The organism is Agrobacterium sp. CCNWLW32, from assembly GCF_037083425.1.
In the GTDB taxonomy this organism is placed as follows: Bacteria; Pseudomonadota; Alphaproteobacteria; order Rhizobiales; family Rhizobiaceae; genus Agrobacterium; species Agrobacterium radiobacter.
On record NZ_JBAOJM010000001.1, the window covers coordinates 324056 to 349164 of the forward strand.

Consider the following 25109-nt stretch of genomic DNA (forward strand, 5'->3'; position numbering starts at 1 on the left):
AGCCCGCGTGAATCATTCTCTCATCCGGCCGGGCCAAAGCTCTGAAAAGACTGATTATTTCCCTGCAAAACGGTTGGTTGCGCGGATCAGCTGGTCAAGGATGCCGGGCTCGCTCATCGAGTGTCCGGCCGCCTCGATGATATGGAAATCCGCCTTCGGCCAGGCCTTGGCAAGCTGCCAGGCATATTTCAGCGGGCAGGGCATGTCGTAACGGCCATGCACGATGACACCCGGAATATCCCTGAGCTTGCCGGCATTGCGCAGCAATTGCTCTTCCTCCAGCCAGCAGCCGTTGACGAAGAAGTGGTTCTCGATGCGTGCGAAAGCGATGGCATATTTGTCCTCGCCGAAATCCTCGACCCGTTCCGGATCGGTGACCAGCGAGATGGTCGCGCCTTCCCACTGGCTCCATGCCCTGGCGCATTCCAGCTTCTTGGTTTCGTCCGCGCCGGTGAGATAACGATTATAGGCCTGCATCATCGCGCCGCGTTCCGCTTCAGGGATTGGTGCGATGAAGTTTTCCCAGCGATCAGGGTACATTTCGGAAACACCGAACTGGTAATACCAGTCCAGCTCCGGCTTCGTGACGGTGTAGATGCCGCGCAGAACCAGTTCGCTGACGCGGTCGGCATGGGTTTCGGCGTAAGCGAGCGCCAGCGTCGAGCCCCAGGAACCGCCGAAAACCAGCCATTTTTCAAAGCCGCACAGTGCGCGCAGTTTTTCCATGTCGGCGACCAGATGCCAGGTGGTGTTGGCTTCCAGTTCCGCATGCGGCGTGGAACGGCCGCAGCCGCGCTGATCGAACAGGATGACGTCGTAAAGTGCCGGATCAAAAACCCGGCGATGCGTCGGGTTCACCCCACCACCCGGACCGCCATGCAGGAAAACCGCCGGCTTTGCACCGCGTGTGCCCACCCTTTCCCAATAGATCGTGTGGCCGTCGCCGACATCGAGCATGCCGGTCTCGAAAGGTTCGATCTCGGGGTAAAAGCCGCGCAATTCTTCGGTCATGTCTTAGTTTCCTTCGGGTGGCCATTTGGCCGTGTCGTGATCCGGGTGTTGATAGGAGGTGATCTCCGCCTCGTCGACGCCCTGTTCCACTGCCGGCTTGCCGAAGAGCTGTTCGATCCACGGCATGCGCTTGTGGAAATTGACCTGCACCTGCGGTTCGATGCGCTCCGGCTCGTCAAAAGCGCCAATGGCGATCTCCACGCCGCCGGGATAATGATAGGTCAGCGGCGTGCCGCACTTGTTGCAGAAACCGCGATGGATTTTTGCCGAGGAGCGGAAGAGGGATGGCTGGCCGCGCGTCCAGGTCAGGTGCGCCTGATCGGCACTGACCAGCGCGCCGAAGAAATTGCCGAAATGTTTCTGGCACATGCGGCAATGGCAGATGGAAGCGCGGCCGAGCTTGCCCGCATGGAAACGCACGGCGCCGCACTGACAGCCGCCGGAAAATCCCGCTTCGCTCATTATTTGTTCTCCGGTGGCCAGTTTTCTGTGTCGTGGTCGGGGTGCTGATAGGAAACGAGATCGGCGAGATAGTCCACCTGCGTCAGGTCGTCCTCGGTGGCAACGGCAGGCAGCGTGTGAAGGCTGTCGACGAAATCGATCTTGCGTTCCACGCCCCACTGAATGGTCGGCGGCAGCGCGGCGGGATCATCGAAGGCCCCGGCCGCCACCGCCACACCGTCAGGCGCCTCATAGGTGAGCGGCGTACCGCATTCGGAGCAGAAACCGCGCTTGACGACACTGGAGGACTGGAAGCGTTTCGGCTCTCCCCGGGTCCATTCAAATTCCACGCCGCGCACCGAAACCAGCGGCGCGTAATAGGCACCAAAGGCCTTCTGGCACATGCGGCAATGGCATATGGAACTGTCTTTCAGCTCCCCGCTGGCGCGAAAACGGATCGCGCCGCACTGGCATCCGCCGGTATATGTCGTCATGGCCGGTCCTCCTTCACCGTTCGGATAATGCGGAGACAGACATTGTCGATGTCCTTCAGAATATCCTCGTTCCAGAAACGGAGGATTGTCCAGCCGTCTTCCTGAAGCCGTCCAGTTCTTTCCTGATCGTTGCGTAGCGCCGCCTCGGATGTGTGTTGAGAACCATCGACCTCAACGATGAGTCGATGATCCGAACAAGCGAAATCAACGATAAAGCCGGCAATCGGCATTTGTCTGCGAAAACTTAGTCGTTCAAGGCGATGAGCGCGAATGGCGTTCCAGAGCTTCAGCTCGGCATCCGTCATGACTTTACGCATCTGCTTCGCATATTTGCGATGCATCGGATCTACGTCTGCATGCGGCATGATTTGGCTCGCTGTTTAGTGCCTCAACTTAGATTGGTTGAGGTAACTCAAAACCGCAAGCAGATTGTGGCGACCGTCGGCCCCCCTCTGCCCTGCCGGGCATCTCCCCCACAAGGGGGGAGATCAGCTGGGAGCGAACCCCCGCTCCCTATTAAGCGTTAGAGATGGGCGAGCGACAACCGCGATTGATCTCCCCCCTTGTGGGGGAGATGCCCGGCAGGGCAGAGGGGGGTAAGGCCGCTAGCCGCAACGCTAAATTACCGCTTCAACTCCCACGTCGTCGTCCGTTCCCCGGTCTCCTTGTCCTTGCCATCCTTCAGCTGAATGCCCTTCTCGGAAAGCTCGTCACGCAAACGATCGGCCTCCGCAAAGTTCTTCGCCTTCAGCATTTCCAGACGCAGCTCAACCAGCGCATCGACGGCGGAAACGATGGCCTCGTCCATTTCCGTCTTCTTCGGCAGGACACCGAGCAGGGCAGCACTCGCCGCAAAGGCGGGCAGCCTGGATGGATCGGTATTGGCGGCATGCGCCAGCGCATGCAGGGCCTGAACGGCGGCAACCGTGTTGAGATCGTCGGCGAGCGCCTCGAGCACGGTTTCGTCCGGGGCGGCATCTGAGGCTTCCGCCGCCGGCCACTTGGCGAGCAGGCGTTCAGCCTCTTCCAGACGCTTCACCGAAAAATCGATCGGCTCGCGATAATGCGTCATCAGCATGGCAAGGCGCAGAACCTCGCCCGGCCATTGCCGACCGCCGAATTTGTCCGTGTGCAGCAATTCGTAGATCGTCACGAAGTTACCCTCGGACTTCGACATCTTGCGGCCTTCCACCTGCACGAAGCCGTTATGCATCCACACATTGGCCATGACATGCGTGCCGTTGGCGCAGCGCGATTGCGCGATTTCGTTCTCATGATGCGGGAAGATGAGGTCGAGCCCGCCGCCGTGAATATCGAAAACTTCACCGAGATAGCGACCGGCCATGGCCGAGCATTCGATGTGCCAGCCCGGACGACCGCGACCCCAGGGGCTTTCCCAGCCCGGTTCATTATCCGAGGACAGTTTCCACAGCACGAAATCGCCGGGGGTCTTCTTGTGGGCTTCCACCGCCACGCGCGCGCCCGCCTGCTGTTCGTCCAGCGGCCGCTTGGAAAGCTGGCCGTAATCCGCCATCGACCGGGTATCGAACAGCACCTCGCCGCCTGCCGTATAGGCATGGCCGCGGGCGATCAGCTTCTCGATGAGGTCGATCATCTCGCGGATATAGTCGGTGGCGCGCGGCTCGACGGTCGGCGGAAGGCAACCGAGCGTGGCCACATCCTCATGGAACTGATCGGCGGTCTTTTTCGTCACCGCATGAATGGCGTCGTTCAGCGGCAGATGCGGATAATCCCTCAACGCCCGCGCGTTGATCTTGTCATCGAGATCGGTGATGTTGCGGGCATAGGTCACATGGTCTTCGCCAAAGACGTGGCGCAGCAGCCGGTAGAGAACATCGAACACGATGACCGGGCGGGCATTGCCGATATGGGCAAAATCATAGACCGTCGGACCGCAGACATACATGCGCACATTGTCAGCGTCGATCGGCGCAAATTCCGCTTTTTCGCGTGTGAGTGTATTGTGAAATTTCAGGCGCAAGGACATGCGGCAGTTCCCTAGAGGCAGAATATTATCCTGGCCGGAACGTTTATCTTTCTTGACCTTGCGGGAGACGAAAACGATCTGGCCGGTGGCGAACCAGCAAAAAAAATCTCAGCAGCAGGTGCAGATCATCGTTCTCATATCTTGCTTTATGGCGCGGCGGTGCGGCCCGGTCAAGAGCAACCGTGGTGGCCGTATCGCCGCTCCGGGCGGAAAATATTCACTCCGGCTGGCGGTAGTCCACGAATTTTCCCTCGCGCACGAGGAAGAGTTTGCCTGTTTCGGTCAGATCGGGCGAGGCGAGCGGAAGAATGGCCGCGGCCACCTCTGATGGGTGCGGCACGGTTGTCGGATCTTCGCCGGGCATGGCCTGAGCGCGCATGGCGGTGCGGGTGGCGCCGGGATTGATGCTGTTGACGCGAAGCGCGCTCTTCTGCGTCTCGGCAGCCCAGGTGCGGGCCAGTGCTTCGACTGCCGCCTTGGAGGTGGAATAGACACCCCAGAAGGGGCGACAGCTATGGGCGGCGCCCGAAGACAGGATAAGTGCGCGGCCGGCATCCGACTTCAGAAGCAGCGGCTCGACCGAGCGGATCAGCCGCCAGGTGGCGGTAACGTTGATGTTCATGACCCTTTCGAAGACTTTCGCTTCGATATGGCCAACCGGCGAGATGACGCCGAGAACACCGGCATTGGCGACGAGAATATCAAGTTTGCCCCAGCGCTCGAAGATTTTGGCGCCCAGCGCATCGATGGCTTTCATGTCGGAGAGATCGAAGGGAACGAGCGTCGCCGTACCGCCGACGGCCTTGATGGCGTCGTCCAGCTCCTCAAGGCCGCCCACCGTGCGGGCGCAGGCGATGACATGCGCGCCGGCCTTGGCAAGTTCCAGCGCCGTGAAATAGCCGATGCCGCGCGAAGCGCCGGTAACGAGAGCGATTCGGCCCTTGAGATCGATAGTCATGGTCTCCCCCGAAATGATTGCGCTTCCTTCTACGAAGCGCCGCTGGCCTTTCGCAAGCGATCATATCGTCGCATGCGCTTGCCTGAACAAAAGGCAAGAAAAAAGCGGCCCCGGAAGCCGGTGGCCGCTTGTTGATCTGGAAAATCAGCCGTTGCTGGCCAGCATGGAAATCTTGCTGCCCATGGCCTCGCCGTTCTGGTCGAGAAGGCGGGTCGGATAATCGCCTGTAAAATAATGGTCCGTGAACTGCGGACGCGCCGGGTTGCGGTTTTCGCCGCCAACGGCGCGGTAAAGACCATCGATCGACAGGAAGGCGAGCGAATCGGCGCCAATGAACTTCGCCATCGCTTCGACATCGGCATATTGGTTGGCCAGCAGCTTGTCGGCGTCAGGCGTGTCGATGCCGTAGAAATCCGGATGGAAGATCATCGGGCTGGCGACGCGGATATGCACTTCCTTGGCGCCGGCCTCGCGGATCATCTGCACGATCTTGACCGAGGTCGTGCCGCGCACGATGGAATCATCCACCAGAACTACACGTTTGCCTTCAATCATCGCCCGGTTGGCGGAATGCTTGAGCTTGACGCCGAAAGCGCGGATCTGCTGCGTCGGCTCGATGAAGGTACGGCCGACATAATGGTTGCGGATGATGCCGTATTCGAAGGGAATACCGCTTTCCTGCGCAAAACCAAGAGCTGCCGGCGTGCCGCCGTCGGGAACCGGAACCACGACATCGGCTTCCAGCGGGGCTTCCTTGGCAAGGTTCATGCCCATATTCTTGCGCGTCGTATAGACATTGCGGCCGCCGACGACGGAATCGGGGCGGGCGAAATAGACGTATTCGAACAGGCACAGACGTTCCGGCTGCGGCTTCGACGGCTTGCGGGCGTCGATGGTGATCGAACCATCAGGCTGGATTTCGCAGATGATGACTTCGCCGTTTTCAACGTCGCGCACGAATTTCGCGCCGATGATATCGAGAGCACAGGTTTCCGAGCAGAAAATCGGCTTACCATCAAGCTCGCCCATCACCAGCGGGCGGATGCCGATCGGGTCGCGCGCGGCAATCAGCTTGGTGCGCGTCATGGCCAGCATCGAATAGCCGCCTTCCATCTGGCGGATGGCGTCGATGAAGCGGTCGGCGGTGGAGCTGTGACGCGAACGGGCGATGAGGTGCAGCACGACTTCGGTATCCGATGTCGACTGACAGATGGCGCCGGTGGCGATGATCTGGCGGCGAAGCGTCAGGCCATTGGTGAAGTTGCCGTTATGGGCAATCGAAATGCCGCCTTCTTCCAGTTCGGCAAACAGCGGCTGCACGTTGCGCATCGCCACTTCGCCTGTCGTGGAATAGCGGGTGTGGCCAATCGCGATGGAGCCGGGCAGGCGGGCAAGGGTTGCCGGATCGGTATAATGATCGCCGACGAGGCCCATATGGCGTTCCTGATGGAAGCGCTTGCCATCGAAGGAGACGATGCCGGCTGCTTCCTGGCCGCGATGCTGAAGCGCATGCAGGCCGAGAGCGGTCAGCGCCGAGGCATCGGCATGGCCGAGAATGCCGAAAACGCCGCACTCTTCATGCAGCGTATCGCCGTCGATCTCTTCCTTGAAAGTGGCCCCAGGGAACGGGGAATGCGAAAGCGGCTCAATCATCCGGCTTGCCCTTGCTCTCTAACGAGAAAAAAGAAAGACCTCTCCGGTGAGTATTTCCCCCGGTCGGTCCGTCTGTGTCGTGCTTGATATTTAGCACAAATAGCGCGCCTTGCATGCATTGCAAGGCGCGACACTGTGTCAATTATTCGTTGCCGGCGGATTTGTGGCCGGCACATCTTCCGCAGGCGCCTGCGTGGTCGTCGGTTCCTGTGGCTTTCCGAGGATGCGGGCGCGGATCTGCGGCTCGATATCGTCAGGCAGAACCGCCTCCAGCTTGCCGACCAGCCCGTCGAGGAAAGGCTTGGACTTCGCCTGCGTCACCCATTCCGGCTGCGTCTTCACATCCACCAGCCAGTTCCAGAAGGCGACCGCGACGACCAAAAGCAGAATGCCGCGCGCCGCGCCGAACAGGAAACCGAGTGTGCGATCCAGCGCGCCGATGCGACTGTCGATGATGAAATCGGCAATGCGCGAGGTGATGAAGGAAATCACGATCAGCGAGACAAGGAAAACCACGCCAGCCGAGCCGGCAATGGCGATCTTGTCGTCATCGGTATAGTTGCGCGCATAGGGCAGCAGGACCGGATAAAGATAATAGGCGGCGGCGACCGAACCGGCCCAGCTCGCGATCGACAGAATCTCGCGGGAAAAACCGCGTACCATCGCAAGAATGGCGGAGAAAAGAACAACGGCGATGACGATGCCGTCGAAAATTGTAATGGGCATATACCAACTCCGGAGGTGCGACGCCTTGTCAGACGCTGCCTTGCCAATTTTGCGATCCTCTTACACCACTGTTTCCCCTGGCGAAAGGATCAATATTCGTCGTCCTCAACCTGTTTGAACCGGTTGCCGGAGCCGGCGATGCGGGCCACGAGGTCCGGAAGGCTTTCGATTTCCGTCCAGCGCCCCTTGCCGCCTTTCGGCAATTCAGCCGAAGCAGAAGGCAGAAGTGCGGCGGAAAAGCCGAGTTTTTCAGCTTCTTTCAATCGCTGGCCCGTATGCGAGACCGGCCGTACCGCGCCCGACAGGCTGATTTCGCCGAAATAGACGCAATCGGCGGGCAGGGCAAGACCGGCAAGCGAGGAAACCAGCGCAGAGGCAATCGCCATATCGGCGGCCGGTTCGGAAATGCGGTAACCGCCGGCGACATTCAGATAGACGTCGTGCTGGCCGAGCTTCACGCCGCAATGGGCCTCCAGCACGGCAAGGATCATGGCAAGCCGCGAACTGTCCCAGCCGACCACGGCGCGGCGCGGCGTGCCGAGCGAGGTGGCGGCGACCAGCGCCTGTACTTCGACCAGGATAGGGCGTGTGCCCTCCATGCCGGCGAAGACAGCGGCGCCCGGCGATTTTTCGTTGCGCTCACCGAGGAACAGTTCGGAAGGGTTGGAAACCTCGCGCAACCCCTTGTCCGACATTTCGAACACGCCGATCTCATCCGTCGGCCCGAAGCGGTTCTTGACGGTGCGCAGAATGCGGTAATGGTGGCCGCGGTCGCCTTCGAAATAAAGCACGGCATCAACCATATGTTCGACCACGCGCGGGCCGGCAATCTGACCTTCCTTGGTGACATGGCCGACAAGCACCATGGTCGCGCCCGTCTGCTTGGCAAACCGGATCATCGCCTGCACGCCGGTGCGCACCTGCGTCACCGTGCCGGGGGCGGAATCAGCCGTGTCGCTCCAGAGCGTCTGGATGGAATCGATGATGATGAGATCGGGACGTTTGCCCTCGGAAACCGTCGCCAGAATATCCTCGACATTGGTTTCGGCGGCCAGCAGCACATCGGTCTCGGCCGCACCCAGACGCTGGGCGCGCAGGCGCACCTGCGCCACCGCTTCTTCGCCCGAGACATAGACGATGCGATGCCCGCGCCGCGAAAGGGCGGCCGCCGCCTGCATGAGCAGCGTCGATTTGCCGATGCCGGGATCACCGCCTATCAACACCGCAGAACCGCGCACGAAACCGCCACCGGTCGCACGGTCGAGTTCGCTGATGCCGGTCGGGATACGCGGCGCCTCCTCGATTTCACCGGAAAGCGAGGTGAGCGTGACGGGGCGGCCCTTCTTCGGCGTCTTGCCTGGCCCGGAACCGATGCCGCCCATCGGATCTTCCTCGACGATGGTATTCCACTCGCCGCAGCCTTCGCATTTTCCCGCCCAGCGGGTGTGAACCGTGCCGCAGTTCTGGCACACGAATTGGGTCTTGGCTTTGGCCATGTGATGTCAGTTTTCTTCTTCTACGTCTTCAGCGCCAACGTGTTGATGGCCATGGACGATGCGTAATATGCGCAGCTCGTTTTCTTTTACACGAAAATAGATGCAGCGATTTTTATGATTGACGGCGCGAAGGCCGCTACTGATCCAGTCACGGGAACCCCTGTGAGACCTAGCCGCGCCGAGTCCCGGATTTTCCGTTCGATGGCCGATACGAGCTGTTCGCCGGCGGCCGGATTTCTATCCTCCAGATATTTATAGATGTAGATAAGATCACGAATGGCGCGCGATGACAGCGAATACGCGCGGGCCTTTATCACTTTTCGTTTCTGGCGCGTTCGATGATGTAGGCGGTCAGATCATCATCCGTCGAAAAGGTCACGTAATCACCCCGTTCGAACTCTGCGTCAGCTTCGTGAATCATCTTCCGGAGCTCCGCGAGTCTTCCCTCGCCACTGCTCAGCAATTGCAGGCTCGCATGAATGACGGCGTCCGCATCGCTATAGATGCCCGCCGCCACCTGCTCTTCGATGAACTTCTCGTCCTGCTCGCTCAAATGGATTTCGGGCATTTCGATCTCCTTTTGTTCTCTTGTAGCACAGGTCACTTCCGCTTTCCAAGAGCCAAGGTGCGGCCTAGTCGTCGGCCATCAGATATTGCCGCTCATAACGCAGGCCAAGCCCCGTCAGCATCTCGTAACCGATGGTGCCGGCCGCCCGTGCGGCCTCATCAACAGGCACATTCGGGCCGAAAAGCTCGATATAGTCGCCGGCACGGATGGCATTGGCCGGAGCATCCGTCACGTCGAAAATCGTGAGGTCCATGGTCACCCGGCCGGCAACGGGGACCTTGTGCCCGTTGACCACACCATAGGCGCCGCCATGGCCCATTTCGCGCAGCGGAATGCCGGAGCCGGAAAGCGAACGCTGGTATCCATCCGCATAACCGACAGATGCGATGGCAAGGCGGCTTGCCCGTTTCAGCAGGAAGGTGCCGCCATAACTCACGGTCTGGCCTTCGCCCGCTTCACGGATCTGGATGATCCGCGCTTCGGCCGTGGCGACGGGACGCATCGGGTTTGCCATGTCATTGACCGCTTCGCCGCCATAAAGGGCGATGCCGGGGCGGGTGAGGTCGAAATGATAGTCGGGGCCGAGAAATATCCCGGCGGAAGCCGAGAGACTTGATTCGATGCCTTCGAAAGCAGCGCTAACCTTCCGGAATGATTCGAGCTGGACCCTGTTCATCGGCGAGGAGGGCGTGTCGGCGCAGGCGAGGTGCGACAGCACCAGAACCGGGTCGAAACTCGCCGGCCGCGTCACGTCGTCGGCCAGAAACAAGGCGTCGTCGAGCGGCAGCCCCAGACGGTTGAAGCCGGTATCCACATGCAGCGCGCAGGGGTGGTCACCACGCTCGGCAACCGTCGCCATCCAGAAGGAAAGTTGCTCCTCGGAGGCCAGAACCGGTACCAGGTCATTGTCGAAAACCTGGCGTTCCTGGCCTTGCCATATGCCTGATAGCACGAAGATACGCGCTTCCGGGGCATAGGAACGCAGGGTCGCACCCTCGGCCACAGTCGCCACGAAGAAATCGCGCGCGCCGGCATGGTAAAGCGTCGCGCCGCAATCCTCGATGCCGAGACCATAGGCATCGGCCTTGACGACAGCCGCCGTCCGCGCCTTGCCGGAACGCTTTTTCATGTCCCGCCAATTATCGGCGAGAGCGCCGAGATCGACGGTCAGCCTCAGCGGTGCGTGCTCGAAAGCATCGGTTTCGTTTTCGGGGAAGCTATCTTCGAAGTCGTCTGTCATGCCATGCGTCCGGTTGATCTTGAACCGGTTGGGACCCTAGCACTTTTGTTCAAGACGGTAAGGACGGAATGCTCTAAACTTCGCTCATGCACAATGTTTCGCAGGAACAGGCCCTTGATTTCATGCCCGTTGCCACGACGGAAACCACGCGTTTCTGGCGTGACCGGCGTTTTGGCGGCATGGAGTGCCTGAGCGCGACTTTTCTCACCCACGAATATTCGCCGCACGCGCATGACACGTTTTCCATAGGCGCGATCGAAAGCGGCTCGCAGATTTCCACCATCCAGGGCACCACCGAACAGACGGGGCCGGGGCATCTTTATCTCATCAATCCGGATGAGATTCACGATGGCGCACCGGGCGGCGGTGGTTATCGTTACCGGATGATCTATCCCGATACGGAACTGCTGCGCGACATCATCGAGGATGTCACGGGCAGGGTTTTCCACGGCACACCATCCTTCCCCAGATTTCTGCCGCGCGATCCGCAGATGGCGGCCGCCTTTCAGATGGCGCACCGGCGGCTGGAGGGGAAATCCGGTGCTCTTGAGGCGGATGAGGGCATGTTCTCGGTTCTGGCGGCTTTGTTCGGCAAGCACGGCAGCGCCATCATTCTGCCGGTCGAAACCCGAGAGAAAACGGCGGTTTACACCGCCCGCGATTATCTCTCTGACAATTACGAGACCGATATCGGCCTTGAGGAACTTGCCTCCATCGCCGGTCTCAGCCGCGCCCACCTCATCCGCGCTTTCAGGAAAGAGTTTCACATCACCCCGCATGCCTATCTGACGGATGTGCGCATCCGCAGGGCGCGCCGCCTTTTGCGCGCCGGTGAGATGCCGGCCGAGGTTGCGGCTTTGTGCGGTTTTGCCGATCAGGCGCATTTCACTCGGCATTTCAAGGCCCGCACCGGCGTCACGCCGGGGCAGTTCCGGGTCGCCTGAGTTTAAAGCATTTCCAGGAAAGTGGCCCCCGGTTTTCCGTTCGGAAATGCGACAAAACAAAAAGCGGAGTTTCAGCAGAAAACCGCATAACATCACTTTCGTTCAAGACCGCAGGATGTCGCAAGCGTAATCCCTCTCTTTCGAAAGGGAGAATGCGATGTCCATATCGGGAAGAAGCGGCGAGTTCGGTGCGGGACTGAGGGCGGCTGCCCCATTGCTGGTCGCCATGGTGCCGATCGGCGTGGTGTTCGGTGCGGTCGCCATCGGTAAAGGCCTGTCGCCGCTCGAAGCGTCGCTGATGTCGCTGCTGGTCTTTGCCGGCGGCTCGCAATTCGTTGCGATGGATTTATGGACCCATCCGGCAAGCTGGAGCGCACTTGGTTTTGCGGCGCTGCTGGTCAATCTGCGCCATGTGCTGATGAGCGCTTCCATCGCCGGTAAGCTGGATGATTTCAGGGGCTGGCGGAAATACGCGGCCATGCTGGTGCTGACGGATGAATCCTGGGCGCTGTCGGAGTTCCGCGTCATTGCCGGTCGATTGACGGCAGCCTTCTTCACCGGGGCCGCCCTGTCGATTTATCTCGTCTGGAACCTTGCCACGCTCGCCGGTGCGCTGCTGGGTTCGGTTGTGGGAGACATGTCGGTCATCGGTCTGGATTTCGCCTTTCCGGCCGTTTTCATCGTGCTGCTCATGGGCTTCTGGAAAGGTAGGGAAACCGGCTTCGTGCTTGTGGCAAGTGCCTCCGCGGCCTGTCTCACCCATGCGCTTGTTCCCGGCGCCTGGTATATCGCCGCCGGCGCCCTGGCTGGACTTGCCGTTGCCGCCTTCGGCCACGAGGAACCGGCGGAGCAGCCGGCATGACGCTCGATTCGAATACGCTGCTGACAATCCTTGCCATGATGGCGGCAACCGTCGCCACGCGTCTTGGCGGCCTGCTGCTGTTCAGTCATTTTACCCTGACACCGCGTCTGAAAAAGGCGCTCGGCGTGGTCCCTCCCGCCGTCCTGATGGCCGTGGTCACCCCGACGGCGCTTGCGAGCGGTCTGGCGGAAACCATCGCCTGCGCAATAACCGCCGTCGCGGCGCTGCGCCTCAGCCTCCTGCCGGCCGCCGCGCTTGGTGTTGCGGCCGTGGCGCTGCTGCGCGGAATCGGATTGTGAGAAAATTCCACCAAGGCTCTGAAAAGACTCGGGCCTTGTTTCCGGAACGTGGGATATAGCCGAGACGGTAAACATACCCTCTCGGCTATTATGTCCGGATCAATGCTCTTCGTACTGGCTGAAGCTCGGATCGGCGAGATCGGTAAATCGCGTGAACTCGGACTGGAAGGCGAGCTTCACCGTGCCGGTCGGTCCGTGACGCTGCTTGGCGATGATGACGTCGGCCGTGCCTTTCACCTTGTCGAACAGGGCTTCCCATTCAGTATATTTGGGATCGGAAATATCGCGCGGCTCCATGTTCTTGACGTAATATTCCTCGCGGAACACGAACAGCACCACGTCGGCGTCCTGCTCAATCGAGCCCGATTCACGCAGGTCGGAAAGCTGCGGGCGCTTGTCTTCGCGGCTTTCCACCGCACGGGAGAGCTGTGAAAGCGCGATGATCGGAACGTTGAGTTCCTTGCCCAGCGCCTTGAGGCCTGTGGTGATCTGGGTGATTTCTTGCACGCGGTTTTCGCCGCTCTTGCCGGAGCCGGTCATCAGCTGAACGTAGTCCACCACCAGAACATCAAGGCCGCGCTGGCGCTTCAGGCGGCGGGCGCGGGCGGAAAGCTGGGCAATCGAGATACCACCGGTCTGGTCGATATAAAGCGGCACTTTCTGCATCATCTGGGAGCAGGCGACGAGCTTTTCGAAGTCGGCCTCGGTAATGTCACCGCGACGGATTTTCGAGGAGGACACTTCGGTCTGCTCGGAAATGATACGGGTCGCCAGCTGTTCGGACGACATTTCGAGCGAGTAGAAGCCGACGACGCCGCCGTTCTTGGCCTTGTACGACCCGTCCGGCTGCACTTCCTGCTCGTAAGATGCGGCGATGTTATAGGCGATGTTTGTCGCAAGCGAGGTCTTGCCCATACCCGGACGACCGGCAAGCACGATAAGGTCGGAACGCTGCAGGCCGCCCATGCGGGCATCGAGCGAGTGAATGCCGGTGGAGATGCCCGAGAGGTTACCGTCGCGCTCGAAGGCCGCGCCCGCCATGTCGATTGCCAGCGCCACGGCATCGTTGAACGACTGGAAGCCGCCGTCGTAACGGCCGGTTTCCGCCAGTTCGAACAGGCGGCGTTCGGTATCTTCGATCTGCGCCTGCGGCGGCATGTCGAGCGGGGCGTCATAGGCGATGTTGACGACATCCTCGCCGATTTGAATCAGCGCACGGCGCAGCGCCAGATCATAGATCGCCCGGCCGTAATCTTCCGCGTTGATGATCGATACGGCTTCCGCTGCCAGACGTGCGAGATACTGCGCCACCGTCAGATCGCCGATCTTGTCGTCGGCGGGTAGGAAGGTCTTGATCGTCACCGGATTGGCGGTCTTGCCCATACGGATGATATCGCCCGCCACCTCGAAGATCTTGCGGTGCAGCGGCTCGTAAAGATGCACGGGCTTCAGGAAGTCCGACACGCGGTAATAGGCGTCGTTATTGACGAGGATGGCGCCGAGCAGCGCCTGTTCGGCCTCGATATTGTTCGGCGCTTCACGGTAATGCGGTTCCGCCGGTTGCGCGGGGGTGATCTTTCTCACAGCGTCGTTCATGGTTTGCGCGATCTCCCTTTGCCTTTGTCCTTAAACCTCGGGTTTGGCTTTCTGGGGCATGGCAGTCAATGATATTGTTGCAACACTCTGTGGCAGGCTGACGTCCGCTCTACGAAGCTTGATCACATCTTCAGTTGTCCCCAGCAATCCACAGGCGGTGGGGAACAAGGTGCCGGGGTCTTCCGGCAAGGTGATTCGCTGCCATGAGTTTATCGCATGGCAGACCCGTCGTGAAAGAAACTTGAAAATCGTCAGTCTTACGAATAAATAGGCAGAAAATAAGTAGTGTGCTAATTATAAGGCTTGCTGACATGTCCCGCGAGACCGACAAGGAACAGCTTCTCGATGAAGTCTCCGCTTTCACCCGGAAACTGCGCGCGTTTTTCGACGCGCGGGTGGGGGAGAGCGGGCTGACGCTTGCGCGGGCGCGAGCGCTTTTTGCGCTCTCGCGGCGTGGACCGCTGACGCAGACCGAGCTTGCCGAGGAAATGGAAATCGAGACGCCGACGCTGGTGCGGGTGCTTGATGGCATGGAGAAGCAGAACCTCATCGAGCGCCGTTCCGACGAAACCGATCGCCGCGCCAAACGCATCCACATGACGGCGGAGGGCGAGAAAACCTCCGAGACGGTGCAGGCGATGGCAAAGTCGCTGCGCTCTGAGATTGCCGCCGACATTTCCTCGCAGGAACTGGCGACGGCGCTTGATGTCATGCGCCGGCTTTCGGCCAATCTGCAAAATCTCGCGGCCGGGAGGGTGCAATCATGAGCAACCTCGTACCGCAAACCGCTGACAAGGCCGCTTCCCAGGATGCCGAAGGAACTGCCAAACCAGCCGACCTTCCGGAAGCGGCAGTGACGCCGATGAGCGCTTCGGGCGCGGGCGAAACCGTGCCGGAACCTGCCGCTGCCGCCGCACCGCAGCCGGTTGAGCGGCCGCTCTGGCTGCGGCTGTGCTTCATTTTTGCGGGCCTGTCGTTCTTCATCACACAAGGCCTGGGCATGAATCTCGTCATGGCCAATATCTACCAGTTGCAGGGCGAGTTTTCCGCCACGGTGGCTGAGGTCGCGTGGCTTTCCGCGGCCTATATGGCGCCTTACGCCACGTTTTCCATCGCGCTGTTCAAGGTCCGGGCGCAATATGGCCTGCGGCCCTTCGCCGAAGTCTCGATTATCGTGTTTGTCGTGGCCTCCTGTCTCAACCTCTTCGTGACCGACCTGCATTCGGCAATCGTCATCCGTTTTGTCAGCGGCATGGCCGCCGCGCCGATCTCGTCGCTCGGCTTTCTCTATATTCTGGAAGCCTTTCCGCCTGCGCGGAAATTCTCGCTTGGTTTCAGCATAGCGCTGACGGGCACGTTGCTGTCAGCGCCGCTCGCCCGCATCGTCTCGCCATCCCTGTTGGAAATCGACGGATGGAACGCGCTCTATTCCATGGAAGTGGGATTCGCGCTGATCGCTTTCGCCATGATCTATGTGCTGAAGGTCACCCCGCCGCCGCGCGCGAAAGTCATCGAGCGCATGGATATTCTGAGCTATCTCTTGTTTGCAGGCGGTCTCGGCTGTCTGGCGGTCATGCTCACCCTCGGCCGGTTCTACTGGTGGTTCGAAACATGGTGGCTGGGCGCCCTGCTGGCGACGTCGATCGCACTTCTGACGCTGATGGCCTTCATCGAATTGCCGCGCAAGAATCCGCTGCTCGACCTGCGCTGGATTTTCTCGAAAACCAACCTGCACATTATTGCGGTCCTGCTCGTCTACCGTGCGGTTTCCTCCGAGCAATCCTCAACGGCGGTCAGCTTTTACCAGCAGCTCGGCCTGCTGAACGACCAGACGACGACACTTTATGCACTTGTGCTTTTGGCGACCGTTCTCGGCGGTGCGGCCTGTGCCTGGCTGATGCTGACGAAATACGTCGATACCGCCCATGTGATTGCGCTGGCGCTGATCGCCGCCGGTTCATTCATGGATAGCCAGTCCAACAATCTGACGCGGCCGGGTGAGATGTATCTCAGCCAGATGATGATCGCCTTTGGCGCGGCCATGTTCCTGCCGCCCGTCATGGCCAAGGGTTTCGCCGCCGCGCTGGCCCGGGGTGCACCCTATCTGGTGAACTTCATCACCATCTTCCTGTTCACGCAGATCACGGGTTCGATGCTGATGACCGGCCTGCTTGGCAGTTTCGTAACGCTGCGGGAGAAGTTCCACTCCAATATTCTGGTGGAAAATATCCTGCTTACCAATCCCATGGTCGCCCAGCGTGTCTCACAGCTTTCCGGCGCTTACAGCCATGTCATCACCGATCCGGCATTGCTGAAGGCAGAGGGGCTGTCACTGCTTGGCCAGCAGGTCAGCAGGGAAGCCTATGTGCTTGCTTATAATGACACGTTCCTGCTGATTTCAGTCGTTTCCGCGCTGGCGTTGGCCGCGCTTTTGATCCACCTTGCATGGCTGCGCATCCGTCCTTTCCTTTTCCGGGAAGACATCGATGCCGCACCGGCACCACAGTCTTGAACATTCCAAGAGTGACAAAATGCTGAAGAAGTTTTTTACCCCCGTTTCCATTCTCGTGCTGCTCGGCGGTCTCGCCGGCGTGGCGCTGGTGCTTTACGCTTGGCGGCTGCCGCCGTTCCTTTCCACCGTCGAAATGACCGACAACGCCTTCGTACGGGGTTATGTCACGACGATGAGCCCGCAGGTGAGCGGTTATGTCGTGGACGTGCCGGTGAAGGATTATCAGGAAGTCAGCCAGGGCGCGCTGCTCGCGAAGATCGATGACCGTATCTACCGCCAGAAGCAGGCGCAGGCGGAAGCAACGCTCGATACCCACAAGGCCGCACTCGACAATTCCCGACAGCAGGAAAATGCCGCCAACGCCAACATCCGCTCGAGTGAAGCGGCGGTCGACAGTGCCGAGGCGTCGCTGAAACAGGCGCAGCTCGCCTCCGACCGGCAGGATAATCTCATCAAGAGTGGCGCCGGCACCTCCAGCCTGCAAGAAGAAGCCCATGCCGGGCTTGAAAAGGCGAGGGCGTCGCTCTCCCAGGCCAAGGCGGCGCTTGAGGTTTCCCGGCAGGATCTGCAGACCATCATCGTCAACCGCAGCTCGCTGCAGGCGGCCGTCGCCAATGCCGAGGCCGCCGTCGAGCTCGCCCGGATCGATCTCGCCAATACCGAAATCCACGCTCCCGTGGATGGCAGGCTCGGCGAGGTCGGCGTGCGCACTGGTCAATATGTCACCGCCGGAACACAATTGATGGCCGTCGTGCCGCACGATGTCTGGGTCATCGCCAATTTCAAGGAAACCCAGCTTGCCGGCATGCAGGTGGGCCAGCCCGTAACGATTTCCGTGGATGCCCTGCATCGCCGCAAGCTGACCGGCCATGTGGAACGGTTTTCGCCCGCGACGGGTTCGGAATTCGCCGTCATCAAGCCTGACAATGCGACGGGTAATTTCGTGAAGATCGCCCAGCGTCTCGGCGTGCGGATTGCGATCGATGCGGATCAGCCGCTTGCGGCGGAGCTTTCGCCGGGCATGTCGGTGGTGGTGCATGTGGATAAGAGCAAGGCGCCTGAGGGGGCGGAGACGGCGGCGAAGTAGTTGGGCGTAGAGGCTGCGGATAGCGGGCACCCCCCTCTCTCCTGCCGGACATCTCCCTCTCAAGGGGGGAGATCAGCAAGAAGCTCTGCCGTTGCTTCATTCTCAAACGTTGAGATGGCCGTGACCTCGCCGCGGGTCGATCTCCCCCCTTGAGGGGGAGATGCCCGGCAGGGCAGAGGGGGGTATCTCTCCACACATTCCATGCAAACAAAAAACCCCGGATGTCGCCATCCGGGGTTTTCCTTTGACCTTTAAGCCAAATCTTATTCGTCGTCGCCGTCGCGATCAGCTTCCGGATCGAAGAAGTCTTCCGGACGCAGTGCGTCTTCGTCAACGCCGTAGATGGCGTCAGCGGAGGTGAGGCTTTCGCCCTTGGCCTGACGCTCTGCTTCTTCAGCCGAACGGGCAACGTTCAGCTCAACCTGCAGCTCGACTTCTGCATGCAGGTGCAGGGTGACGTTGTGCAGGCCGATGGTCTTGATCGGCGTGTTCAGTTCAACCTGGTTGCGGCCGATGTTGAAGCCTTCGGCAGCCAGGATTTCGACGACGTCGCGAGCAGCGACAGAGCCGTAGAGCTGGCCGGTTTCGCCAGCCGAACGGACGACGATGAAGGACTTGCCTTCAAGTGCTTCGGCAACCTTCTGGGCTTCCGACTTGCGCTCGAGGTTACGGGCTTCAAGCGTTGCGCGCTCGGTTTCGAAACGTGCCTTGTTGGTGGCGTTGGCGCGCAGCGCCTTGCCCTGCGGCAGCAGGAAGTTACGGGCGTAGCCGTCGCGAACCTTTACGGTTTCGCCCATCTGGCCGAGCTTGTTGATGCGTTCGAGAAGAATGACGTCCATCTTCTTGATCCTTTCTATGGTTTGGTTTCGTTCGAATTGTCGGTTTTCCGCGCCGGTGTAAGAGAGATCGTGCTGCGCACGTCGCTCAGGCCGAACACGAGAATGATGAACAGCGGAAAGACAAAGACCGCCGAAAGATATGCGAGAATGAGAACCGGCAGCCGCCAGTCCTTGCCGCGGGCGCGCTTGTGCAACGAGGCGTAACCCGCCATCAGAAAGCCCGCGCCGAAGGTGCCGCAGATGACTGCGCCGACCATGGCCGCGACGCCGCCGAGGAAGATGGCGACGATGCCGGCGAGGAAGATGAAGATGGCGTTGCGGTGCATGCGCAGCGCCGAAGCGATGTCCTCGCGCGGGCGCAGACCCTTGCCGAAGGTGCCGACCACTCGCGTCGCGAAATAATAGGCGGCAAACAGCAGGATGACCCAGAGACCGCCCTGAACGATCGGCAGCAGAAGTACAAACAGGGACTTCGTCCGCGCCAGTGCCTCGACATCGGGTTCGAACAACGGTTCGCGGTTCTGAACCGAGGTCATAATCATGTCGATCATACGCGTGACGAGATCGGGACCGTAACCGATCATCCAGCCGAGAATGACGACGGCGACGGAAACTAGAATGCACAGATGCAGGACGATGCCGGAAAGCGGATACCAGGCAAGCAGATCATCCGGACCGCCGAGTTCGGAGGCCGGACGCGCCAGATTGGCGAGATGCGAAAGCCAGCCCGCCGGGATCAGCGTGAAGATTGCGATGGTCAGCGCAAAAAGCGGCGACATGACCAGCGCGCCGATGATGGCCGTGGTGATGATCGCGATAATGGCGGCGCGGTTGCCCCAGCCCATGCCGGCGATGAAGATCGGCATGGCGGAACCGGCATAAAGCAGGAAGGACAGGGACGACTGTGCCGTTGCGCCAAGCGTCAGAAACGCGGCGCATATGCCGGCGAGAACGCCGGAGATCAGCACTGTCTGGTTCAACTTCTGCACTTCGCTGTCCTGCTGAAACTTAAGCAGTTAGAGGATCGCTCCTGAGAGCCTCATCCCCAACATGGGTTTTTCAGAGTATCGATCCGCGCCCAACGCGGAAGGATTATAATTTTCGACCCGCTGATCAAGAGTCAGCTGATCGAGAAAAGCGAGGCTGCGATAAACCGCAGCCTCGCTTTAATTCATTACGCTACTACGTAGGGCAGCAGGCCGAGGAAGCGGGCGCGCTTGATCGCCTGGGCGAGTTCGCGCTGCTTCTTCTGGGAAACGGCCGTGATGCGGGACGGAACGATCTTGCCGCGCTCGGAAATGTAGCGCTGCAGGAGACGTACGTCCTTGTAGTCGATCTTCGGAGCGTTGGCGCCGGAGAAGGGGCACGTCTTGCGACGGCGGTGGAACGGGCGGCGTGCCTGGGAAGAGGATGCGTCAGCCATAGGTCAATTCTCCTTATGCACGGTCTTCGCGCGGACGGCGCGGACGGTCTTCGCGGTCGCCGAAGCCACCTTCGCGCGGTGCGCGGGGACCACGATCTTCACGCGGGCCACGGTCCGGACGGTCGCCGTCACGGCGCGGACGGTCGTCGCGATCGCGCTTCTGCATCATCGCGGACGGGCCTTCTTCGTGGGCTTCGACGGCGATGGTCATGTAGCGAAGAACGTCTTCGTTGATGCGCATCTGGCGCTCGACTTCATGGATGGCGGCCGCCGGAGCGTCGATGTCCATGAGAGCGTAGTGAGCCTTGCGGTTCTTCTTGATGCGGTAGGTGAGGGACTTCAGACCCCAGTTCTCGATGCGTCCGACTTTGCCGCCGAACGATTCGATAACGCCCTTGTACTGCTCGACAAGTGCGTCGACCTGCTGGGCAGAAATATCCTGCCGGGCAAGGAAGATGTGTTCGTAAAGAGCCATTTAAGCTTTGCCTTTCTTGCGTTTCGTCCTTCACCCGGCAACGGCGCTAAGCCTCAACGACTGCTCTTGGGTAGGCGGTAAAGCCTTAAAGCAAGAAAAGCGTTGTTCGAGACGGTCGAGAGCGGAGACACGGGAGGCCGGAAAAACCTTATGGTTCCTGCTGTTCCGTTACCGGAACCAGCCCTCCGTTCAGCCACCAGCCAATTGGACCGGGTGTTATGAACAGCGCGCTTATACGGATTTTTCCGCAGAAAACAACCCCGCACCGCAAAATCAAGCTATTCCTCTGGCTTTCTTCCATTTTCGCAGCCGTCCGCGGGCGTTAACGTAGGGCGAGGACGTGTTGAACTGGATCATACGGCCAAGCGACCATTTGCCGTACCAGCCGGGGGCGTAAAGCTGATGTGGATCATATGCGTTGATGGCGTCGATGATCCGTCTTTTCACACTGTCCAGTCGTTCCTGCCGTTCGGCGAAAGACAGGGAGACGTAGTCGCCATAGAATTTCTGCGCCAAGGCTCCCAGCGCATTCCACTTATAGCCTGTTTCGGGAAAATCCGGTTCACGACCTTCGGCGCGAAGCGATATCCACTTCAGCACCAGCTCTCCCCAGCCAATCAGATAGGCGACGAGGTCGTTGACGCTCATCAGCGTACCGGCTGCATGGCCGTCCATGTCCCTCGTCCCGGCAAGGTCCACCGGGACTGTTTCCAATTCGCGCATCAGCTTTTCAAAACTGCTTTCGATTGCAGTTCGCAGTTCCGTTGCGCTTTCGGGGACGGCCATGGCAACCAGCTACCTTAGATCGCCATCGGATATTGCCGATGGATCGCGGCAATACCCGTCAGCACCTCTTCCGACAGCGTCACATCCGCCGCCGCGATATCCACCTTCAACTGCTCCATCGTCGTTGCGCCGATGATGGCCGAGGCCATGAAGGGGCGTGTCAGGCAGAAGGCGATGGCGAGTTGGGCCGGATCGATCCCATGCCCGGCGGCAAGCTTTAGATAGGCCTTGACCGGCGCTTCCTGCAGCGGCTGCAACCGGCCGCCGAGATCCTTGTTGATGGAGGCGCGTGATCCCGCCGGGCGCGCGCCGTTCTGGTATTTGCCGGTCAGCAGACCCGCCGCAAGCGGCGAATAGGCGAGCAGGCCGACATCTTCGTGATGGGCGACTTCCGCCATGTCGAGATCGAAGCTGCGGTACAGCAGGTTATATTCGTTCTGAATGGTGGCGACGCGCGGCAGGCCGTTCGCTTCCGCGATATCGATATATTTCTGCGTGCCCCAGGCGCTTTCGTTGGAGAGGCCAATGGCGCGGATCTTGCCGGCCTTCACCAGTTCTCCGAGCGTCTCCAGCTTTTCGGTGATTTCGGCAAGCGTACGCTTCTTGTCCTGAGCGGAGGCGTCGAAGCCCCAGGCGCCACGGAAATGGTAGGTGCCGCGATTCGGCCAGTGAACCTGGTAGAGGTCGATGTAGTCGGTCTTCAGCCGCTTGAGGCTGGTATCCACCGCCTCGCGGATGGCGGCGGCGTCGATATCGCGGCCGCCGCGAATATAATCGCGTCCGGAGCCGGCGACCTTGGTGGCGAGCACGACCTGATCGCGCCTGCCGGTCTTTTCGAACCAGCTGCCGATATACTCCTCTGTCCGGCCCTGTGTTTCGGCGGAAACGGGGGTGGTCGGATAAAGCTCGGCCGTATCGAAGAAATTGACGCCGTTTTCGATGGCGTAGTCCATCTGCTGATGGGCTTCTGCTTCGGTGTTCTGCGTGCCCCACGTCATGGTGCCGAGGCAGATTTCGGACACGGAGATGCCCGTGCGTCCCAGTAGATTCTGTTTCATGGAGAGGTCCCGGTGCTTTGACGAGTTTTGGAAGGTGGGGTGAAAGTAATGGGGATTTGCCGCAGTGCAAGAAAAAATATGATGAAAAGAAAGGGGAAAACAGGTCGGCAAAACCCCTGACAAAGGCCTGCCATAGGGCTTCAAGCCTTGACTTCGCTGGCGGGAATGTGAATGGAAGTCCGAAAGAATAAAGGCAAGGCCAGACAAGAAGGACGACATCCCATGGGTATTGCATTCACATTTCCCGGTCAGGGAAGCCAGGCCGTCGGCATGGGCAAGGAGCTGGCGGATACCTATCCGGAAGCACGCGCCGTGTTTCAGGAGGTCGACGAGGCGCTCGACCAGAAGCTTTCCGATATCATGTGGAACGGCCCGGAAGAGACGCTGACGCTGACGGCCAATGCCCAGCCGGCGCTGATGGCCGTGTCCATGGCGGTCATGCGGGTTCTCGAAGCGCGCGGCTTCAAACTGTCCGATACGGTTTCTTATGTAGCCGGCCATTCGCTCGGCGAATATTCGGCGCTCTGTGCCGCCGGCACCTTCTCGGTTGCCGATACCGCCCGTCTTCTGCGTATCCGCGGCAATGCCATGCAGGCCGCCGTGCCGGTCGGCGAGGGCGCGATGGCTGCGATCATCGGGCTGGAGCATGATGCGGTGTCCGCAATCTGCGAGGAAGCCGGCATCCTCGGTGTCTGCCAAATCGCTAATGACAATGGCGGTGGCCAGCTGGTTATTTCCGGCGGCAAGGCTGCCGTTGAAAAGGCGGCGGCGATCGCTTCCGAAAAGGGCGCCAAGCGCGCCATCATGCTGCCGGTCTCGGCACCCTTCCACTCCGCACTGATGGCGCCGGCGGCGGAAGCCATGCGCGAGGCGCTGGCCAAGGTCGAAAAACACAACCCGGTCGTGCCCGTTGTCGCCAATGTGCGCGCCACACCCGTTTCCGATGCCAATGAGATCGCCGCTTTGCTGGTCGAGCAGGTAACGGGCCAGGTGCGCTGGCGCGAGACGGTTGAGTGGTTCGCCGCCAACAATGTGACGCAGCTTTACGAGATCGGTTCCGGCAAGGTGCTGACGGGCCTTGCCCGCCGCATCGACAAGACGGTGAACGGCGTTGCCGTCAACGGCGCTGCCGATATCGACCAGCTTCTCGCCACTCTTATCGGCTGAGACGGGCTTCGCCCCGTAACGGCCTTTTGTTTTACGATAATTCCCGATGCAATTCCGTTAAAAGGCTTTGCGGAATTGCTCTAAAGAAGGAACGGAACATGTTAGATCTGACAGGCCGCAAGGCTCTCGTAACCGGCGCGACCGGCGGCATCGGCGAAGAAATCGCCCGCCTTCTCCACAGCCAGGGCGCAACCGTCGGCCTGCACGGCACCCGCGTTGAAAAGCTTGAAGCGCTGGCGGCGGAACTTGGCGACCGCGTCAAGATTTTCCCGGCTAACCTTGCCGACCGAGCCGAGGTAAAGGCGCTCGGCGAAAAGGCCGAAGCCGAGCTGGAGGGCGTGGATATCCTCGTCAACAATGCCGGCATCACCAAGGACGGCCTCTTCGTGCGCATGAGCGACGAGGACTGGGATAACGTCATCGAAGTGAACCTGACGGCGATGTTCCGCCTGACGCGCGAGCTGACACATCCGATGATGCGCCGCCGTTTCGGCCGCATCATCAACATCACCTCCATCGTCGGCGTCACCGGCAATCCCGGCCAGGCCAACTACTGCGCCTCCAAGGCCGGCATGATCGGTTTTTCGAAGTCGCTGGCGCAGGAAATCGCCACCCGCAACGTCACCGTCAACTGCGTGGCGCCCGGTTTCATCGAAAGCGCGATGACCGGCAAGCTGAACGACAAGCAGAAAGACGCCATTATGGGCGCCATTCCGATGAAGCGCATGGGAACCGGTGCGGAAGTCGCGTCGGCCGTTCTTTACCTGGCTTCCAATGAGGCAGGTTACATGACTGGCCAGACCCTGCACGTCAATGGCGGCATGGCGATGATCTGACGGCGCATGAGGCCGTCATGAAAAGGATTGCGGCGCTGTTTAAGCACCTTCTTGGGTAGCTGGCGCCGCAAGGCCCCGCCGACTGGTTTTCGGCGAAATAGCCTGTCATACGCTGTGCTTAGCGCGTTTTCAGGCTTTTCGACCGATTGAAACCATGTTAAGCGGGCCAAGACTGTGAACAGTCGTCCCGGAGAGACAGGAAGCCGTTGCGATTTTGCGTGACGATGTCTAGCTTGGACCGGGTTGAACGGGTTTGCCAGCAGTGCCGGATTTGAACGGCGCATGAGGGCTTCTAACAGGGCAGGGTGCCGTAAGGCATTCCCTTTAAAATAAAGGTCGAGGAAACCGACATGAGCGATATCGCAGAACGCGTAAAGAAAATTGTAATTGATCATCTTGGCGTTGACGCCGACAAGGTTGTTGAAGGCGCTAGCTTCATTGACGATCTGGGCGCTGATTCGCTCGATACCGTTGAACTGGTCATGGCTTTCGAAGAAGAATTCGGCGTCGAAATTCCCGACGACGCAGCTGACTCGATCCTGACTGTCGGCGACGCCGTAAAGTTCATCGAGAAGGCCCAGGCCTGATCGACCTTCATGGGGGAGGTGCAATATCCTCCCGTCCTTGGCC

At 60.1% G+C, this 25109-nt stretch carries 27 protein-coding genes; 9 read left to right on the top strand and 18 right to left on the bottom strand.

Going from position 1 to position 25109, the window contains the following annotated elements; all coding sequences use genetic code 11:
- Nucleotides 1-54: 54 nt before the first annotated feature.
- The 11 genes from pip to alr form a co-directional block, all read right to left on the bottom strand.
- Nucleotides 55-1011 carry a prolyl aminopeptidase gene (pip, locus tag V6R85_RS01805; protein ID WP_111780921.1) on the bottom strand — a complete coding sequence of 319 codons (957 nt, stop codon included), beginning with the start codon at nucleotides 1009-1011 and terminating at the stop codon, nucleotides 55-57.
- Between the two features lie 3 nt (nucleotides 1012-1014).
- On the bottom strand, nucleotides 1015-1473 hold the full coding sequence (locus tag V6R85_RS01810; protein WP_003502014.1) for a GFA family protein: 459 nt from the start codon (nucleotides 1471-1473) through the stop codon (nucleotides 1015-1017).
- Nucleotides 1473-1946, bottom strand: a complete 474-nt coding sequence (locus tag V6R85_RS01815) for a GFA family protein (protein ID WP_060724015.1) — start codon at nucleotides 1944-1946, stop codon at nucleotides 1473-1475. Before V6R85_RS01815 ends, V6R85_RS01810 begins: the two co-directional genes overlap by 1 nt.
- On the bottom strand, nucleotides 1943-2311 hold the full coding sequence (locus V6R85_RS01820) for an endonuclease domain-containing protein (RefSeq protein ID WP_111834271.1): 369 nt from the start codon (nucleotides 2309-2311) through the stop codon (nucleotides 1943-1945). Before V6R85_RS01820 ends, V6R85_RS01815 begins: the two co-directional genes overlap by 4 nt.
- A gap of 257 nt (nucleotides 2312-2568) precedes the next feature.
- Entirely contained in the window at nucleotides 2569-3954 is a 1386-nt protein-coding gene (gene cysS / locus V6R85_RS01830) for a cysteine--tRNA ligase (protein ID WP_111834272.1), read from the bottom strand.
- 217 nt (nucleotides 3955-4171) lie between these two features.
- The gene (locus V6R85_RS01835; protein WP_111834273.1) at nucleotides 4172-4912 is read right to left on the bottom strand and encodes an SDR family NAD(P)-dependent oxidoreductase; all 741 of its coding nucleotides are present in this window, start codon (nucleotides 4910-4912) and stop codon (nucleotides 4172-4174) included.
- 144 nt (nucleotides 4913-5056) lie between these two features.
- Nucleotides 5057-6565 carry an amidophosphoribosyltransferase gene (purF, locus tag V6R85_RS01840; RefSeq protein ID WP_020009510.1) on the bottom strand — a complete coding sequence of 503 codons (1509 nt, stop codon included), beginning with the start codon at nucleotides 6563-6565 and terminating at the stop codon, nucleotides 5057-5059.
- A 138-nt stretch (nucleotides 6566-6703) separates the two neighbouring features.
- Nucleotides 6704-7291 (bottom strand): CvpA family protein, encoded by a 588-nt coding sequence (locus V6R85_RS01845; protein WP_003502039.1) that lies wholly within the window; start codon nucleotides 7289-7291, stop codon nucleotides 6704-6706.
- An 89-nt stretch (nucleotides 7292-7380) separates the two neighbouring features.
- Nucleotides 7381-8787 carry a DNA repair protein RadA gene (radA, locus tag V6R85_RS01850; RefSeq protein WP_003502040.1) on the bottom strand — a complete coding sequence of 469 codons (1407 nt, stop codon included), beginning with the start codon at nucleotides 8785-8787 and terminating at the stop codon, nucleotides 7381-7383.
- 313 nt (nucleotides 8788-9100) lie between these two features.
- Nucleotides 9101-9355: a type II toxin-antitoxin system ParD family antitoxin gene (locus V6R85_RS01855; RefSeq protein ID WP_111834274.1), complete on the bottom strand. Its 255-nt coding sequence runs from the start codon at nucleotides 9353-9355 to the stop codon at nucleotides 9101-9103.
- A 64-nt stretch (nucleotides 9356-9419) separates the two neighbouring features.
- Nucleotides 9420-10595 carry an alanine racemase gene (gene alr, locus V6R85_RS01860; RefSeq protein ID WP_111834275.1) on the bottom strand — a complete coding sequence of 392 codons (1176 nt, stop codon included), beginning with the start codon at nucleotides 10593-10595 and terminating at the stop codon, nucleotides 9420-9422.
- Nucleotides 10596-10681: 86 nt separating this feature from the next.
- On the opposite strand from alr, the gene V6R85_RS01865 reads away from it, so the two are divergent.
- The 3 genes from V6R85_RS01865 to V6R85_RS01875 all read left to right on the top strand — a co-directional run bounded on the left by V6R85_RS01865 (nucleotide 10682) and on the right by V6R85_RS01875 (nucleotide 12700).
- Nucleotides 10682-11539, top strand: coding sequence for an AraC family transcriptional regulator (locus tag V6R85_RS01865; protein WP_060724023.1), 858 nt, complete (start codon nucleotides 10682-10684; stop codon nucleotides 11537-11539).
- Between the two features lie 157 nt (nucleotides 11540-11696).
- Nucleotides 11697-12401, top strand: coding sequence for an AzlC family ABC transporter permease (locus V6R85_RS01870; protein WP_003502049.1), 705 nt, complete (start codon nucleotides 11697-11699; stop codon nucleotides 12399-12401).
- Nucleotides 12398-12700 (top strand): AzlD family protein, encoded by a 303-nt coding sequence (locus V6R85_RS01875; RefSeq protein ID WP_336377004.1) that lies wholly within the window; start codon nucleotides 12398-12400, stop codon nucleotides 12698-12700. Before V6R85_RS01870 ends, V6R85_RS01875 begins: the two co-directional genes overlap by 4 nt.
- A 99-nt stretch (nucleotides 12701-12799) precedes the next feature.
- Here V6R85_RS01875 and V6R85_RS01880 read toward each other — a convergent pair whose 3' ends face one another.
- Nucleotides 12800-14296, bottom strand: a complete 1497-nt coding sequence (locus tag V6R85_RS01880) for a replicative DNA helicase (protein ID WP_003502052.1) — start codon at nucleotides 14294-14296, stop codon at nucleotides 12800-12802.
- Nucleotides 14297-14607: 311 nt separating this feature from the next.
- On the opposite strand from V6R85_RS01880, the gene V6R85_RS01885 reads away from it, so the two are divergent.
- Genes V6R85_RS01885 through V6R85_RS01895 form a run of 3 tightly spaced genes read left to right on the top strand, consistent with a single transcriptional unit; the run spans nucleotide 14608 to nucleotide 17895 of the window.
- Entirely contained in the window at nucleotides 14608-15063 is a 456-nt protein-coding gene (locus V6R85_RS01885; protein WP_060724025.1) for a MarR family winged helix-turn-helix transcriptional regulator, read from the top strand.
- Nucleotides 15060-16808: an MFS transporter gene (locus tag V6R85_RS01890; RefSeq protein WP_162690386.1), complete on the top strand. Its 1749-nt coding sequence runs from the start codon at nucleotides 15060-15062 to the stop codon at nucleotides 16806-16808. The genes V6R85_RS01885 and V6R85_RS01890 overlap by 4 nt, the downstream gene beginning before the upstream one ends.
- Nucleotides 16809-16827: 19 nt before the next feature.
- A complete protein-coding gene (locus V6R85_RS01895) occupies nucleotides 16828-17895 on the top strand; it encodes an HlyD family secretion protein (protein WP_031234094.1) in 1068 nt (355 codons plus the stop codon).
- Nucleotides 17896-18158: 263 nt separating this feature from the next.
- On the opposite strand, the gene rplI is transcribed toward V6R85_RS01895, so the two are convergent.
- From rplI to V6R85_RS01925, 6 genes are all read right to left on the bottom strand, one after another.
- Entirely contained in the window at nucleotides 18159-18734 is a 576-nt protein-coding gene (gene rplI / locus V6R85_RS01900) for a 50S ribosomal protein L9 (RefSeq protein WP_003502059.1), read from the bottom strand.
- A 14-nt stretch (nucleotides 18735-18748) separates the two neighbouring features.
- Entirely contained in the window at nucleotides 18749-19723 is a 975-nt protein-coding gene (locus V6R85_RS01905; protein ID WP_003502061.1) for a hypothetical protein, read from the bottom strand.
- A gap of 185 nt (nucleotides 19724-19908) precedes the next feature.
- Nucleotides 19909-20157, bottom strand: a complete 249-nt coding sequence (gene rpsR, locus V6R85_RS01910; RefSeq protein WP_003502063.1) for a 30S ribosomal protein S18 — start codon at nucleotides 20155-20157, stop codon at nucleotides 19909-19911.
- Between the two features lie 13 nt (nucleotides 20158-20170).
- The gene (gene rpsF, locus V6R85_RS01915) at nucleotides 20171-20632 is read right to left on the bottom strand and encodes a 30S ribosomal protein S6 (RefSeq protein ID WP_003520723.1); all 462 of its coding nucleotides are present in this window, start codon (nucleotides 20630-20632) and stop codon (nucleotides 20171-20173) included.
- 273 nt (nucleotides 20633-20905) lie between these two features.
- On the bottom strand, nucleotides 20906-21418 hold the full coding sequence (locus V6R85_RS01920; protein WP_020811737.1) for a ClbS/DfsB family four-helix bundle protein: 513 nt from the start codon (nucleotides 21416-21418) through the stop codon (nucleotides 20906-20908).
- A 14-nt stretch (nucleotides 21419-21432) separates the two neighbouring features.
- The gene (locus tag V6R85_RS01925) at nucleotides 21433-22476 is read right to left on the bottom strand and encodes an aldo/keto reductase (RefSeq protein WP_111834277.1); all 1044 of its coding nucleotides are present in this window, start codon (nucleotides 22474-22476) and stop codon (nucleotides 21433-21435) included.
- Nucleotides 22477-22698: 222 nt separating this feature from the next.
- Between V6R85_RS01925 and fabD the strand changes: the two genes are divergently transcribed.
- The 3 genes from fabD to V6R85_RS01940 all read left to right on the top strand — a co-directional run bounded on the left by fabD (nucleotide 22699) and on the right by V6R85_RS01940 (nucleotide 25066).
- Complete coding sequence (fabD, locus tag V6R85_RS01930) at nucleotides 22699-23643, top strand: ACP S-malonyltransferase (RefSeq protein ID WP_003502070.1); 945 nt, start codon at nucleotides 22699-22701, stop codon at nucleotides 23641-23643.
- 98 nt (nucleotides 23644-23741) lie between these two features.
- A complete protein-coding gene (fabG, locus tag V6R85_RS01935) occupies nucleotides 23742-24479 on the top strand; it encodes a 3-oxoacyl-[acyl-carrier-protein] reductase (RefSeq protein ID WP_003502072.1) in 738 nt (245 codons plus the stop codon).
- 350 nt (nucleotides 24480-24829) lie between these two features.
- Nucleotides 24830-25066: an acyl carrier protein gene (locus tag V6R85_RS01940; protein WP_003502080.1), complete on the top strand. Its 237-nt coding sequence runs from the start codon at nucleotides 24830-24832 to the stop codon at nucleotides 25064-25066.
- Nucleotides 25067-25109 lie beyond the last annotated feature (43 nt).

What these genes read in the sequence shown, in the direction of transcription:
- pip (WP_111780921.1), bottom strand. Translation starts at nt 1,011, where the DNA reads ATGACCGAAGAATTGCGCGGCTTTTACCCCGAGATCGAACCTTTCGAG.
- V6R85_RS01810 (WP_003502014.1), bottom strand. Translation starts at nt 1,473, where the DNA reads ATGAGCGAAGCGGGATTTTCCGGCGGCTGTCAGTGCGGCGCCGTGCGT.
- V6R85_RS01815 (WP_060724015.1), bottom strand. Translation starts at nt 1,946, where the DNA reads ATGACGACATATACCGGCGGATGCCAGTGCGGCGCGATCCGTTTTCGC.
- V6R85_RS01820 (WP_111834271.1), bottom strand. Translation starts at nt 2,311, where the DNA reads ATGCCGCATGCAGACGTAGATCCGATGCATCGCAAATATGCGAAGCAG.
- cysS (WP_111834272.1), bottom strand. Translation starts at nt 3,954, where the DNA reads ATGTCCTTGCGCCTGAAATTTCACAATACACTCACACGCGAAAAAGCG.
- V6R85_RS01835 (WP_111834273.1), bottom strand. Translation starts at nt 4,912, where the DNA reads ATGACTATCGATCTCAAGGGCCGAATCGCTCTCGTTACCGGCGCTTCG.
- purF (WP_020009510.1), bottom strand. Translation starts at nt 6,565, where the DNA reads ATGATTGAGCCGCTTTCGCATTCCCCGTTCCCTGGGGCCACTTTCAAG.
- V6R85_RS01845 (WP_003502039.1), bottom strand. Translation starts at nt 7,291, where the DNA reads ATGCCCATTACAATTTTCGACGGCATCGTCATCGCCGTTGTTCTTTTC.
- radA (WP_003502040.1), bottom strand. Translation starts at nt 8,787, where the DNA reads ATGGCCAAAGCCAAGACCCAATTCGTGTGCCAGAACTGCGGCACGGTT.
- V6R85_RS01855 (WP_111834274.1), bottom strand. Translation starts at nt 9,355, where the DNA reads ATGCCCGAAATCCATTTGAGCGAGCAGGACGAGAAGTTCATCGAAGAG.
- alr (WP_111834275.1), bottom strand. Translation starts at nt 10,595, where the DNA reads ATGACAGACGACTTCGAAGATAGCTTCCCCGAAAACGAAACCGATGCT.
- V6R85_RS01865 (WP_060724023.1), top strand. Translation starts at nt 10,682, where the DNA reads ATGCACAATGTTTCGCAGGAACAGGCCCTTGATTTCATGCCCGTTGCC.
- V6R85_RS01870 (WP_003502049.1), top strand. Translation starts at nt 11,697, where the DNA reads ATGTCCATATCGGGAAGAAGCGGCGAGTTCGGTGCGGGACTGAGGGCG.
- V6R85_RS01875 (WP_336377004.1), top strand. Translation starts at nt 12,398, where the DNA reads ATGACGCTCGATTCGAATACGCTGCTGACAATCCTTGCCATGATGGCG.
- V6R85_RS01880 (WP_003502052.1), bottom strand. Translation starts at nt 14,296, where the DNA reads ATGAACGACGCTGTGAGAAAGATCACCCCCGCGCAACCGGCGGAACCG.
- V6R85_RS01885 (WP_060724025.1), top strand. Translation starts at nt 14,608, where the DNA reads ATGTCCCGCGAGACCGACAAGGAACAGCTTCTCGATGAAGTCTCCGCT.
- V6R85_RS01890 (WP_162690386.1), top strand. Translation starts at nt 15,060, where the DNA reads ATGAGCAACCTCGTACCGCAAACCGCTGACAAGGCCGCTTCCCAGGAT.
- V6R85_RS01895 (WP_031234094.1), top strand. Translation starts at nt 16,828, where the DNA reads ATGCTGAAGAAGTTTTTTACCCCCGTTTCCATTCTCGTGCTGCTCGGC.
- rplI (WP_003502059.1), bottom strand. Translation starts at nt 18,734, where the DNA reads ATGGACGTCATTCTTCTCGAACGCATCAACAAGCTCGGCCAGATGGGC.
- rpsR (WP_003502063.1), bottom strand. Translation starts at nt 20,157, where the DNA reads ATGGCTGACGCATCCTCTTCCCAGGCACGCCGCCCGTTCCACCGCCGT.
- rpsF (WP_003520723.1), bottom strand. Translation starts at nt 20,632, where the DNA reads ATGGCTCTTTACGAACACATCTTCCTTGCCCGGCAGGATATTTCTGCC.
- V6R85_RS01920 (WP_020811737.1), bottom strand. Translation starts at nt 21,418, where the DNA reads ATGGCCGTCCCCGAAAGCGCAACGGAACTGCGAACTGCAATCGAAAGC.
- V6R85_RS01925 (WP_111834277.1), bottom strand. Translation starts at nt 22,476, where the DNA reads ATGAAACAGAATCTACTGGGACGCACGGGCATCTCCGTGTCCGAAATC.
- fabD (WP_003502070.1), top strand. Translation starts at nt 22,699, where the DNA reads ATGGGTATTGCATTCACATTTCCCGGTCAGGGAAGCCAGGCCGTCGGC.
- fabG (WP_003502072.1), top strand. Translation starts at nt 23,742, where the DNA reads ATGTTAGATCTGACAGGCCGCAAGGCTCTCGTAACCGGCGCGACCGGC.
- V6R85_RS01940 (WP_003502080.1), top strand. Translation starts at nt 24,830, where the DNA reads ATGAGCGATATCGCAGAACGCGTAAAGAAAATTGTAATTGATCATCTT.